Below are 12,538 nucleotides of genomic sequence, written 5' to 3'. Positions count from 1 at the left end.
TAGTGAACTCACGTCACCGTCATCTTTCTACAGCAAGGCTTCTAAACCAGGCTCAGCACTCACCTTGACAGGGCTGGCATTGCGCACCCTACAAATAGCAGCATTTCGCCCGCAGTTTTACGTACATAATTTATGGGCGAAATTGCGGAATTTAAATTATATTATTTGTGTCACAATTGAGGATAAATCCTCAGTGCTGGTAAAGTCAGAGTAGCATTAGCCAATTGCTGAATCGGCAGCGAGACAGGCAACTGACTTTGAGGTGCGGGCAGCATTTCGCCTCGGAAGTCGAGGATGGTGACGAGCAGCAGGTAGGCAACTGCTAAAATTATAGAAATCACCCCAGTGATAATAGCAATAATTTTTGAACGATCCATATTCAGAAATATTTAAGTGCAGCTAATATTAGTTTAACATTAAAAAGAACAATTATTACTGAACTTGTGCCATACAATATAATCAGGTGCTACTTATTTCGCTTACGAAAATGGAACCTCTTATAGATGCGCCAACTCCCACCGAGATGCCCGGAGCTACCCCAGTGGTGGAAACATTTAATCTGGGGAAGTTCTACCGTACTGGCTTTTGGATGAATGAAAAAATTGAATCGCTCAAAAATTGCACTCTGACTGTCTCTGAGGGGGAAACTTTCGGGTTGTTAGGGCAAAATGGGGCGGGGAAAACTACGCTGCTGAAAACTTTGCTGGGTATAGTGCGCCCTACTTCTGGCCGGGCGCTGCTGTTGGGGAGGCCTTTGGGCGATCGCACTGTGAAGCAGCGAGTCGGCTATTTGCCAGAAAATCCCTATTTTTACGATTATCTCACGGGCTGGGAATTCTTGCAATTTGCGGCGGGGTTATTTCAAATTCCCCCCTCGATTCAGCGGCAGCGAATTCCGAATTTGCTAGACTTAGTTGGGCTATCTCAATCGGCAGCAATTAAAAAACAGTTGCGCCAGTATTCTAAGGGAATGCTGCAACGGATCGGCATGGCTCAAGCTTTGATTAACAATCCAGATGTGGTATTTTTAGATGAGCCGATGTCGGGTTTAGATCCGATGGGACGCTATCAGATGCGGGAGATAATTTTATCGCTGAAAAATCAAGGAAAAACAATTTTTTTTAATTCGCATATATTGTCTGATGTGGAGAAGATTTGCGATCGAGTGGCAATTTTGGCTAAGGGTGAATTAATCTGCATTGGTGCGCTCGACCAACTCCTCGGCAATACTGAAACTTACCGGGTTGAAGGTAGGGGGGGTCACTTGAATATCCTGAAAAAATGGATACCGGATATGGAAGTTGATAATGATTTGTGGTACGGTCATTTGCAGGGCGAGCCGAAGGAGTTTCTTTCTAGTCTGAACGGTACGGGAGGGCAGCTAATTGGGATGAATTTGGCTAAGCCTAGTTTGGAAGAGTTTTTTATGCAGCAACTGCAAGAAAGAGGGATTTATTCTAGTGGTTGAAGTCCATAAAATTGGCGGCTGAAACTCGGCGGTTAAAACCCAGGCGTTGAAAGCACTACTACACAAACGAAGCCCCTCTCTAAGAGACTAAGAAAACGGGAAATTCGACCCCTTCCACAACACATCAAGCAGGACTTACGCGCCATATCCAGATGTATGGGCTCTTGATCCGCGCGGGGATTGCCCTACAAAACCCTATATTTAGAGGCTGTGCGTAAGTCCTGTCTCATTGACTGACATCTAAATTCGCCCAGCTAGTAATCGTTCAGATTGCTTGTCAACTTTGCACACATAAAGTATCCTCCACAGATAAAAGGTAGTAACGAGCTTTCTTTCAAAAAATCTTTAACCAAAACTAATCCTATATCCTGCCTACAAAGTAATGTCTGTAATGTTTGCTTGCAGCGAAAAAAGTAAGACTTAATTCCGAGAGATAGGTAGCAGCTTACAATCGTAGATTTTTGAAGGGGCGGATATCTGTGTTGTGGGGAGAGACCGCATCTGGGAAGCAGCCCAGATGTATTGAAACTCGATCGCTCAATTATGCCGACTGATTAAAATACAAGTAAGTTTGTTGACAGGGTGCAAAATGTCTAACATTCAACTCGGCAGTCTCAAGGATAACTATTTCAATATCGATTTCGTTGGCAAGCTCGATTCCACAGACATTTATCGTTTCAATCGTCCTGCTGCAGGCAGTTTCCAAGTCTTGGCTGAAGGTTTTAGCGGCGGCGGTCTGAAAATGGAACTGCTCGACAGCCAAGGAAAGCCGATCGAAACTATCTCAATTAGCGGCAAAAAGCCCGGAACTCTCAGTGCCGATAATTTGGTTGCTGGAGACTATACTCTCAAAGTTTCTCCCATCTCCTCCGACACAACCTATCAGATTAGTCTGGCCGTAAATGACAAAGTTGACTCGCTCACGGGTTTGAAGGTTGACTCTGGTTTTTTTACGCCCGATCCTGCCGGTGAAGTAGGGTTTGATTTCCTGTATGATGGCGGCGGATTCAAAGGACAATTAGCCATATTTAGTTTGCAGGGTATGGAGAAATTTACTCCAGGCTCTGAGGAGTTTATCAAGGAAGCTGCAAAAAGGGCTCTGAGTAATTCGGTGTTGGGTCACGTCGTGATTTCTGATATTACAGAAGGAACAGATCCTCAATTCAGGGGTACTTTAGGGAAGGTAAATCTGAACACCGGGCCCTACAAAGGTGTGAAGAAGTTTGCGATGAACCCAGGAGAAGCATTTGCTGTGATGCTGGTGCCAGATGGCACGGTTAAGGAAGTATTTGATAAGCCTGAGATTGGCGGCAACAAAAGTCCGCTGTTTTCGCTATCTAGCAGTGACGAGGATGATGCTTGGCTGTTGGGCCAGGTGGCAGATATTACTGGCGATGGTAAGACATTCGCGATCGAGGATCGATCGATTACTCCGAAGTCAGATTACGACTACGAGGATGTGATTTTCCGTTTGACGGGTGCGACGGGCAAAGCGGTGGAGGTGAAAGAAGTTATCGCTCCGGCTAAGGATTGGACTAAATCTGAAGGCGGTAAGAAATTGATCGATTATGTCACATCAAAAGTGGCTGATGAGCGCAAACCGCCTGCGGATACAGAACCGCCTCCACCCACACCAACACCCGCACCTGCGCCAACACCTGCGCCTGCACCGCTACCTACGCCTGCGCCTGCACCAACACCTGCGCCTGCACCGCTACCTACGCCTGCGCCTGCACCAACACCTGCGCCTGCGCCTGCACCGCTACCTACGCCTGCGCCTGCACCGCTACCTACGCCTGCGCCTGCACCAACACCTGCGCCTGCACCGCTACCTAAGCCTGCGCCTGCACCGCTACCTACGCCTGCGCCTGCACCAACACCTGCGCCTGCACCTGCACCTGCACCTGCACCTGCACCTGCACCTGCACCTGCGCCTGCACCTGCACCGCTACCTGTGCCTGCACCAACACCTGCGCCTGCACCGCTACCTGTGTTTGTACCAACACCTGCGCCTGCACCAACACCTGTACCTGCACCAACACCTGCGCCTGCACCTGCACCGCCGTCGATCGATGATACCCAGTTACCGGCTGAAACTCAACCGCCTGCTGAGCCGGAACCGCCTGCGCAACCAAAGAAGCCCAGCCTGCCAACAATCGGGATTATCGATACTGGGTTTGGTGCCAACAATCCCGATCTTGATTATTCTAAGGTGACACTGGGGCGCGATCGCATTGACGGTGACAACAACCCTTTAGTGTCGTCTGATGCAGACAACGAACACGGCACGGCTATTTGGAGTTTGATTGGCGCTCGCGCAGGTAATAATATTGGCATTGACGGTATTAACGATCGCGCTCCTGTTTGGCTGGGACGCGCCAGCGGTTCCGGGCAGTGGGACTTGTCGCTGACAGATTTTGTGCATGAAGTCAAGGCACAGGGGAAGCAGAATGCTATTGTCAATCTCAGCCTAGATTTAACTCAAGTTAACGGCGACGACAGCGTGACGACGCGCTACGAGTTGACACCCAGAGAGCGGGCGGCTTTAGAATATGCTCGTCAGAATGGAGTGCTGGTGGTGGTTGCTGCGGGCAATGACGGCGGTGTGATGTCGGTTTTGGGTCAAGCTTCTCAGGAGTTTGACAATATTATGACAGTTGGGGCGTTTGACGGAGTGCGCCGATCGTCCTATTCGAGTTACGGTTATGGTTTGGATGCTGTAGTTGCCGAGGGGGAGAACGATCTAGATGCGCTTGCGGGAACTTCTTTTGCAGCAGCGAAAGCGACTGGGATGGCGTCTGTGGTGTGGGAAAGCAATCCAGAGTTGAGCGATCGCCAAATCATAGATATTCTCAAACAAAGTGCGATCGATGTCAATTTACCCGGCTGGGATCGGAAAACAGGTTTTGGATTGTTGGATTTAGATAAAGCCGTGCAGTTAGCGAAGGAAACTGCACCGCAAGAAAGCACTCGCGCAGAATTCGCAACACCTGAAACTTGGGGTTACGAAGGGCTCGTAAAACCAATGGAACGAGCTACTGCACAACAATTTAACGGTAAATCTTACGACTGGCAATCTTACACGATTAAAGCCGGGGATACTCTCAGCGAAATTTCCAAAGAAACAATGGGCAGCGCTGCTCCAGATTACTACAAATTCATTGCCAAACACAACAACATTTCCAATCCCGACGTAATTTATGAAGGGCAAAAAATAGAGGTTCCCGCAGAAGTATCAGCATCTAATGGCAGTGCAAATTCGATCGAAAAGCCAGAGCAACAGTCACCTAATTCAACCTCTATCAACGGTCACAATATTGCTGGCAAATTCTATCCGGTTTACGACAAATATCAAAATACGATCGGCAAACCTATTTCAGATGTGCTCAACTATTCAGGTCGTAATGTCAGGTATCAACTATTTGAGCGCGGTTCGATCGTCAGCAGTCCAAAAGGAACTTTTCCGATTTACCGCAGTATCCGCCAAGAATACTTGAAAACAGGCGGATTGGATGGTAGGTTAGGAGTTCCCAAGAGTGGGGAAATCGATCGTGGCAACGGTAACAAGATTCAATACTTTGAAGGCGGTCATATCTATTGGAATGGCAACAAGGCAACTGCTTACCAAGAACCAGGTAAACCATCCAATCCTGGCAACAATAACTCCGGAGGAAATAGCAGCGGTGGCAATAAGTCTGACTGTTATGAATTGGGTTCTCTTTCTGAGAAATATGAAACAGGAAACCGAGGCCCTGGTACCATTGGCGACGATCCGACTGGTGGTAAGTCCTATGGAACTTATCAGCTAGCAACTAAACCCGGATCGTTAGCTGGTTTTCTCAATTCAGAAATAGCTAGCAAATGGAACTCTGAACTTAAATCGCTAACTCTCGGTAGTAAAGCCTTTGATAAGAAATGGCAGGAAATTGCCTCGAAAGATACTGAAGAGTTTAGTGCAGCTCAACATGAGTATATCAAAATCACTCATTACGATCCGCTAGCAAATAAGCTGAAGAAGACTCTCGACTTAGATGTTAATAAACACTCTAAGGCACTGCAAAATGTTATTTGGTCTACTGCTGTCCAGCATGGAGCAAATACCAAACTCGTGAATAATGCTTTGAAAGGCAAAAATATTTCACAAATGTCTGAAAGTGAACTAATCAACGCTATCTATGCCGAGCGAGGCAAGAAAGATAGTGCGGGAAATTTAGTGTACTTTTCCAGCAGTCCTGGGAACATTCAAAAGAGTGTAGCTAATAGATTTGTTGACGAGCGATCGGATGCTTTAGCTATGTTACAAAACCCGTGCTCTGGCGACACTAACCCCGGAAAAAGTAGTAACGGTGGTACAAAACCCGCACAGCCGGGAAATAGTGACGACAAGTCAGATAAAGACAAGCCCGATCGACCCAGCGATTCCGAACCACCCGATCGAGACAACAAACCAGTCCCCACTAAAACGCTCTCAAAAGAAATCAATTTTGCTTTAACCGACCAAAGTTTGTGGGGCGGAGGGCAAGTATTTAACCCCAGCCTAAATGTCTCTGGTGGCCCCAAGTTTGACAAAGAAGTTGAGCTAGGATTCTTGGGGAAACCCTTCGCTAAAGGTGGGCTTGAATACAAATTTCAAGCATTTTTGAGTCCGGGTACATTTGATGTTGACTTCCCTAGTTTATTCGATATTAGCTATCCGGGAGAAGCTAAAGCAGGTAGCTCAGTTGCTGTTAGCTTTAAGTCTAATTTAGGTTCGGAAGGCAGTTTGAAAACAGAACTGGGAGCCTCGTTTATGGGCGAATATAAGCTTGGACTAGAAGCCGGGATTAAAGACATTCCTTTTTTAGGTTCTCGATCGACCAAGTTCGAGTCTGGTGCCAAGTTCGATCTCAATGAGTTTCTGTTGAAAGAAGTGCTTGAGTCGCCGATCGTCCTAGATCTCGGTTTGGCGGCAACCACTGACCAGATCAAAGACAACAAGCTTGAAGCTGATGACAACGCTTTTCAGTATGTTGATGTTGTCCCCGTTCTTAAGTTGATTCCTTACACAAGACCTGTAGGTGTAGCTCTAGAAGAATTTGGCGGACTAGAAATCAAAGCAGGAGGTAATCTCAAACAAAAGTCAATCTTGGATATTAAGGGTTTTGAAATTGACTTTGATGGCAAGCAAAATGGCAATGAACTGAAACTGGGTGCCAAGGATTCTGGAGTCTTAAAGATTGACATTCCTCATAGTTATAGCTTGGGAGAGGTCTATAAATTTACTCCAACTGTCAAACCGATCGTAGACTTTTCAACTAACTTGGGTTTGACGGGTAAAGTTGAAGCAGTCTTCGATCTCAAAGAGGTGCTACTAGAGAAAATCGGCGACAAATTACCCGAAAATGTGAGAAAAAGGCTGGAGGATTTTGTGAACAACCAGGCGGCAAATAGTCTAATTCCATTAGAAGTGAGTGGCTCAGCAGAAACACCAGAGTGGACTTTTCTCTCTAAAAAATTCGATCCTTTCAGTGTGGATAAGTTTGAAGCGAAGCTACCAGAGTTGAGCGTGAAGGTGGTGTAAAGGCATTACCGGAGGGATTGACGTGCATTGCACCGATATCGCGATCGCCCTTGCTGCATCTGCGTTCATCCCCGTTCATCCGCCTTCATCTGCTGTTCAAACAAGAGCGATCGCCCTTAATCCAAAAAGAGCGATCGCCCTTAATCCAAAAAGTGCGATCGCCCCTTTCAATTCCTAACCAGAAATCACCTCACTCAAAAGATGAGCCTGAGAACCCTCAAGCCGAGGCCCGTGAATCTGCACCACGCTAGAAGCCAAGAAATTGCCCCAGCGAGCCGCTTGTACAGAACTCAAACCGTTAGTAATTCCAAACAAAACACCGCCCGCAAAAGCATCCCCAGCACCCACAGAATCGATCGCCTTTACCGGAAATCCCGCCACATCAACAATCTGTTTCTTCTCCACCACCATGCAGCCTTTTTCCCCATTAGTGATAAAAGCCAAATCCGAAATCTCGCTCATTTTCCGAGCGCACTCTTCCAAAGATTCCTCCTTAAAAAAGCTCCGAACTTCATCAGCATTGCAAAAAATTACATCGCAATATTCCGAAACCACCTTGTGAAAATCATCAGCAAATCGATCGACTAAAAAGCCATCCGAAAAAGTAAAAGCCACCTTTACACCAAGACGCTTAGACTGTTCCATCGTCTCAATGCTAGCCTTTCTCGGATCGGGAGCATCCCAAAGATAGCCCTCAACATAACTGTACTTGCAGTGAGCCAGTCGATCGACATCAATATCACTCGCCGCCAGAGTAGTAGAAACACCCAAATTAGTACACATCGTGCGTTCTGCATCTGGCGTAGTCAGCACTACACAAGTACCCGTAGGCTCGTTCGACTCAGCAGCAGGATGCACGTTAAAATCAATCCCCGCCGCCAGCAAATCTTGCCGGTAAAATTCCCCGTTAGTATCCTTAGCAACCTTCCCCGAATAATACGCTTTACCGCCGCTCTGAGCCAAACCAATCATCGTATTTGCTGCCGAACCGCCCGATCGCATTTGCAGCGAATTGTGCTCTAAATCGTGCAAAATCCCCCCCTGCGTTTCCGAATTCATCAGCGTCATCCCGCCGCGATTCAGCCCGTGGTCGAGTACAAATTCATCTTGCACCAATGCTAGGATGTCTACCAGGGCATTTCCCACGCCAAACACATCCACGGAACCAGATTCTTGATTATTTTCTGTCATCGCTGCTTTTTTTTACACTAACTATCAACTCTATAATAAATCGGATTAAAGTCAACATCCCCACTCCCAATCTAAAGTCCCCAACTTAAAATCTAAAATTCACAATCCAAAATCCCCAATCTAAAATCTAAAATCCAAAATCTAAAATCGCTATGACTTGTCTCCCACCTCTGATTCAGCAAATGTTGCAGCCCGGCTTTTACCCTCACGGGGTGACAGAACCAGTGCAGCTAATTCAGACTCACGCTTCCTTTGTCCTGCTGACAGGAGATTATACTTACAAAATAAAGAAACCAGTCAATTTTGGTTTTTTCGACTATTCAACCTTGGAAAAAAGGCAGCATTTTTGCACCCAAGAATTGCTGATGAACCGACGCACTGCACCGGAAATTTATCTCGAAGTTTTGCCCGTTATTAAAATTGGGGATTCCTTTCAATTACGCAGCAACTTACCTGCTACAACTCCGGCTGAAGTTGTAGAATACGCACTGAAAATGCGGGAGTTTCCTCAAGATTCGCTGTTGCTTAGTTTGTTGGAACACGGACTGTTGACCGAGCAACTTATGGCAGACTTAGGGCGGGAAGTTGCCAAGTTTCACAGCACGGCAATTAGTAATAGCTACCTTCGCACATTTGGCGAAGTCAGTCAGATTCGGGCTGCAATAGACAACAATTACCTGATTTCGCAAAAATATATCGGCGGGCCGCAGACTCAGGTGCAATTTCAGGAAACTAAAGATTATACAGATGAGTTTTTTGAAAAAAATCAAGAATTATTTAATCGGCGGATTGCTAATAATAAAATTCGCGAGTGCCACGGAGATTTGCACTTGCGGAATATAGCATTTTGGCAAGATAAAATATTGCTGTTCGATTGCATTGAATTTAATGAGGATTTTCGCTTGGTTGATGTCATGTACGATGTCGCTTTTACAGTAATGGATTTGGAATCCCGGGGGCGCAGAGACTTGGGCAATGCTTTTCTCAATACTTACATCGAACAAACAGGGGATTGGGAAGGACTGCAACTGTTGCCTCTGTATTTGAGCCGTCAAGCTTATGTTAGAGCGAAAGTAACTTCGTTAATGTTGGACGATGCCGCTATTTCAACAGCCCAAAAAGCAGAGATTTCACAAACTGCCTCTCATTACTATAAACTGGCTTGGCAATACACACAACCGCGCCGGGGAAAGTTAACTTTGATGTCCGGTTTGTCTGGTTCTGGGAAGAGTACAGCAGCTCGATATTTGGCTCGCCGCACTGGGGCAATTCATATTCGATCCGACGCTGTTCGCAAACATTTAGGCGGGATTTCTTTAAATGAACGCGGCGGACAAGATTTGTACTCGGATGAAATGACCGCGCAGACTTATGGTAGATTGTTAGAGTTGGGGATCATTCTGGCTGACCGAGGTTGGGATGTGATTTTAGATGCAAAGTTCGATCGCCAAAACTTGAGAACGGATGCAATTAATCAGGCTCAATCCCACGGCTTGCCCCTGCAAATTATTTACTGCACCGCACCAATTGAAGTATTGCGAGAACGGCTGCAACAGCGCCGGGGCGATATTGCCGACGCGACAGCAGAACTATTGAGTTCGCAGCAAGCAGCTTTTGAACCTTTTACAGAATTAGAACAAATTTCTGTAAACATTGTAGATACCGCGCAAGACTTAGAGGTACAATTAAACTTGATTTGTAGGGAGTAGTTGTAGATCGATCGCCCTTGGCAATTTGATTGTCTGCTAATATTGTAAATATCTTTCTGTGTGATTACAAACAAAACTTGCAGCTCATGCCAAAATTTACCGGAGACTCCAAGGGGTTTAGCCCCGCGCTGATATGGTTTGTGTTGTTTACCGTTGGGTTTCGCTTAGTAGGATGTACGCTGCCCCTGAGTCTCGGCTTTGGTGTCATGGGCGGCGTGGCAGCAGGTTTAGTTGTCGCTTGGTGGCACAACGAATTAATACTCAACCCGAATTTAAATTCCAAGGATAAAACCTCGGATGCTATCCTCAATAAAGACGTAGTGCAAACGGACGGCCATAAATATAGCAAAACCTCTAGGAGTGATGCTGCTACATTGTTTGGCTGGTTGTCAGGGCCAGAGGATCGCCGCTAGCACCGAAAAGAGTTTTGAGTATTGAGATTGCTTCTTTCCTCGCAACGCTGCGCGGTTTTAAGTTAAAGAGTTCACAATTCAAAACTCAATACTAAAAATTAACAACTCCCGCCACCTAAATTACTAATTACTGATTAGCGATTACCGATCGCCCATTACCCCTTCCCGCTAACGAGCAATTTGAATTACTTGCTTAATGTTTGTATTTCTATCGAAACTCCTGCCGCTATTTATTTATCCTTTGGGGTTGAGTTGCCTGTTAATGATGGCGGCTTTAATCACACTTTGGAAGCGTCCCAAATGGGTGGCTGCACCAATTGCTATGGCTCTAATTATTTTACTGCTCGGAAGTAGCGGTTGGGTTTCAAAATCGTTAGTTCGATCGCTCGAATGGCAAAACTTGCCAACCGCCGAACTCCCCCAAGCTGAAGCGATAATCGTCTTGGGCGGCGGTGTCAAAGCAGCTTTACCTCCCCGTCCTTGGGTAGAATTAGCGGAAGCGGGCGATCGAATAATCTACGGTTCCCGACTTTACAAGCAAGGCAAAGCTTCCCTGTTAATTCTCAGCGGCGGTAGAGTAGATTGGAAAGGTGGCGGGCCTCCCGAATCGGCAGACATGGCAGAAATTGCCCAAACAATGGGTGTACCGGCATCAGCAATTCTGCAAGACCCCGATTCACACAACACTTATCAAAATGCCGTCAACGTGCGGAAAATTTTAGATGCTAAAGGCATAAAAGGGCCGGTTTTGCTAGTGACATCGGCGATGCACATGACTCGATCGCTCTTAATTTTCAAGCGGCAAGGCATAGCAACCATTCCAGCACCAACAGACTTCCAGATAACGCAGCAGGATATCGCAGCATCCCAAAACAATTGGCAAGCAGTCGCCTTGGATTTATTGCCGGATACTTATCAGTTACACCAGTCAACTAAAGCTTTGAAAGAATACCTCGGCTTAATAGTTTATCGTCTGCGGGGATGGCTTTAACAAAATTTTATATTTTAAATATTGGATTTTAGATTGAAGAATTTAAACTAATATCAAATCCGGTTGCATCCCAATTATAGGGGCGGGGCGGGTTTATATAATTTGTCTATACTTATCAAATATCTGGGCGAACCCGCCCATACAAAACTTCATCAGATAAAGTTCCGAATCAAACTGATACGATCTAAAATCTAAAATCTAAAATCTAAAATCTAAAATCCTATGATTTATTGTGCTAGCTTAAAGTCATTACAGCAAATATTTGCCACAGTCGCCCCCAAACAATCATGCTGCCCCACGAGTTGCAAAACATTGCCCCAGAACCGACTCCCGCGGCCGAAATTTTTCAGAGACACCAAATTGTCCGGGAGTTTTACGATGAAATTAAGTACCGTCAAGAACTAGAACTTCACTGCCAGTGGTATTACGCTACAGCCAAGCAGCATCAGCAGGAATTGCAGAAAATGCAGGGAGATTTGAATATCTTCGGTTGGTTCAGCCGCGGACGGTCGAAAAATTAAGGATTAAATAAAAAAGATGGTTGGTAGTAAGGACTTTAGTCCCGGCGATCGACTAAAAGCTATAGAAAAAACTGAAGTCCTCACTACAAACTGTACAACAGCTATATGACTCCCGCCCAAAAACGGATAGTTGCGAACGACAGGAGTCGCGGCGCAAAATTTTAGATTCTAGTTCAAGCTTCCAGATTCATCTGTGGAGTAAATCTAAAATCTAAAATCTAAAATCGACAGACCGGATTTGATATTGTCTTTTGCCTCCGGCTTCAACTTTTGAGACAGCTAGACTTCCGAAGAGATCACTTCGACCTCATCCTCTTTCAGGTGAGCTCGAAATTTTTTGTCAAACTGAACTAGAACCGGCCAATTGGCACTGACAGGTCGGCCGTGCCATTCGTGAACGATCGCCACGATTTCTCCTTCCATACCCTTAATATCAAATGGTTGACTGCGATTTTGAGGGTGGTGGTAGACAACAACAGAGTTTTTAATGCAAACGCGATCGCCAACTTTCATAGACTTATATTTAGTGTTCTCTCTTCAAAACTCTGCAAAGCCTACGGGTGCTTAACACTTGTAGGCTTTGCCGACAGTCTTCTTATCTTCCCACAAGTAGAGCGAAAACTTAAACAAAGTTGGCGGTTCCCTGTCGCTGATTTGATCCCCAGCCGCGATCCTCGCAAGCCTT

The 12,538-nt window shown here is 45.9% G+C and carries 11 protein-coding genes; 8 read left to right on the top strand and 3 right to left on the bottom strand.

Annotated features, from left to right (window positions below):
* Nucleotides 1–214, top strand: a 214-nt coding sequence (locus tag QUA13_RS21540) for a hypothetical protein (RefSeq protein WP_333201748.1), incomplete at its 5' end; no start/stop codon positions are given.
* Here QUA13_RS21540 and QUA13_RS21535 read toward each other — a convergent pair.
* A complete protein-coding gene (locus QUA13_RS21535; protein ID WP_333201746.1) occupies nt 171–377 on the bottom strand; it encodes a hypothetical protein in 207 nt (68 codons plus the stop codon). The two genes, QUA13_RS21540 and QUA13_RS21535, sit on opposite strands and share 44 nt — an antisense overlap.
* Nucleotides 378–487: 110 nt before the next feature.
* Between QUA13_RS21535 and QUA13_RS21530 the strand changes: the two genes are divergently transcribed.
* The 3 genes from QUA13_RS21530 (at nt 488) to QUA13_RS21520 (ending at nt 7,206) form a co-directional block, all read left to right on the top strand.
* Nucleotides 488–1,468, top strand: coding sequence for an ABC transporter ATP-binding protein (locus tag QUA13_RS21530; protein WP_333201744.1), 981 nt, complete (start codon nt 488–490; stop codon nt 1,466–1,468).
* A 589-nt stretch (nt 1,469–2,057) separates the two neighbouring features.
* Nucleotides 2,058–7,028: a VgrG-related protein gene (locus tag QUA13_RS21525; protein WP_333201742.1), complete on the top strand. Its 4,971-nt coding sequence runs from the start codon at nt 2,058–2,060 to the stop codon at nt 7,026–7,028.
* A 22-nt stretch (nt 7,029–7,050) separates the two neighbouring features.
* Nucleotides 7,051–7,206, top strand: a complete 156-nt coding sequence (locus QUA13_RS21520) for a hypothetical protein (protein WP_333201740.1) — start codon at nt 7,051–7,053, stop codon at nt 7,204–7,206.
* On the opposite strand, the gene QUA13_RS21515 is transcribed toward QUA13_RS21520, so the two are convergent.
* Complete coding sequence (locus tag QUA13_RS21515) at nt 7,203–8,219, bottom strand: adenosine kinase (RefSeq protein ID WP_333201738.1); 1,017 nt, start codon at nt 8,217–8,219, stop codon at nt 7,203–7,205. The two genes, QUA13_RS21520 and QUA13_RS21515, sit on opposite strands and share 4 nt — an antisense overlap.
* A gap of 152 nt (nt 8,220–8,371) precedes the next feature.
* Between QUA13_RS21515 and QUA13_RS21510 the strand changes: the two genes are divergently transcribed.
* The 4 genes from QUA13_RS21510 (at nt 8,372) to QUA13_RS21495 (ending at nt 11,853) form a co-directional block, all read left to right on the top strand.
* Entirely contained in the window at nt 8,372–9,928 is a 1,557-nt protein-coding gene (locus QUA13_RS21510; RefSeq protein ID WP_333201736.1) for an AAA family ATPase, read from the top strand.
* Nucleotides 9,929–10,014: 86 nt separating this feature from the next.
* On the top strand, nt 10,015–10,341 hold the full coding sequence (locus QUA13_RS21505; protein ID WP_333187303.1) for a hypothetical protein: 327 nt from the start codon (nt 10,015–10,017) through the stop codon (nt 10,339–10,341).
* Between the two features lie 196 nt (nt 10,342–10,537).
* Complete coding sequence (locus QUA13_RS21500; protein ID WP_333201734.1) at nt 10,538–11,332, top strand: YdcF family protein; 795 nt, start codon at nt 10,538–10,540, stop codon at nt 11,330–11,332.
* Between the two features lie 287 nt (nt 11,333–11,619).
* On the top strand, nt 11,620–11,853 hold the full coding sequence (locus QUA13_RS21495) for a hypothetical protein (protein WP_172186607.1): 234 nt from the start codon (nt 11,620–11,622) through the stop codon (nt 11,851–11,853).
* A gap of 279 nt (nt 11,854–12,132) precedes the next feature.
* On the opposite strand, the gene QUA13_RS21490 is transcribed toward QUA13_RS21495, so the two are convergent.
* Complete coding sequence (locus QUA13_RS21490; RefSeq protein ID WP_333201732.1) at nt 12,133–12,366, bottom strand: ferredoxin-thioredoxin reductase variable chain; 234 nt, start codon at nt 12,364–12,366, stop codon at nt 12,133–12,135.
* Between the last annotated feature and the right edge of the window lie 172 nt (nt 12,367–12,538).

Origin of the sequence: Microcoleus sp. S28C3 (genome assembly GCF_036700785.1) — a bacterium.
Taxonomy (GTDB): domain Bacteria; phylum Cyanobacteriota; class Cyanobacteriia; order Cyanobacteriales; family Microcoleaceae; genus Microcoleus; species Microcoleus asticus.
The sequence above is the reverse complement of the archived record's forward strand: the minus strand, read 5'-3'. Positions and strand labels throughout refer to the sequence as shown.

What these genes read in the sequence shown, in the direction of transcription:
- QUA13_RS21505 (WP_333187303.1), top strand. Translation starts at nt 10,015, where the DNA reads ATGCCAAAATTTACCGGAGACTCCAAGGGGTTTAGCCCCGCGCTGATA.
- QUA13_RS21525 (WP_333201742.1), top strand. Translation starts at nt 2,058, where the DNA reads ATGTCTAACATTCAACTCGGCAGTCTCAAGGATAACTATTTCAATATC.
- QUA13_RS21515 (WP_333201738.1), bottom strand. Translation starts at nt 8,219, where the DNA reads ATGACAGAAAATAATCAAGAATCTGGTTCCGTGGATGTGTTTGGCGTG.
- QUA13_RS21510 (WP_333201736.1), top strand. Translation starts at nt 8,372, where the DNA reads ATGACTTGTCTCCCACCTCTGATTCAGCAAATGTTGCAGCCCGGCTTT.
- QUA13_RS21500 (WP_333201734.1), top strand. Translation starts at nt 10,538, where the DNA reads ATGTTTGTATTTCTATCGAAACTCCTGCCGCTATTTATTTATCCTTTG.
- QUA13_RS21530 (WP_333201744.1), top strand. Translation starts at nt 488, where the DNA reads ATGGAACCTCTTATAGATGCGCCAACTCCCACCGAGATGCCCGGAGCT.
- QUA13_RS21495 (WP_172186607.1), top strand. Translation starts at nt 11,620, where the DNA reads ATGCTGCCCCACGAGTTGCAAAACATTGCCCCAGAACCGACTCCCGCG.
- QUA13_RS21490 (WP_333201732.1), bottom strand. Translation starts at nt 12,366, where the DNA reads ATGAAAGTTGGCGATCGCGTTTGCATTAAAAACTCTGTTGTTGTCTAC.
- QUA13_RS21535 (WP_333201746.1), bottom strand. Translation starts at nt 377, where the DNA reads ATGGATCGTTCAAAAATTATTGCTATTATCACTGGGGTGATTTCTATA.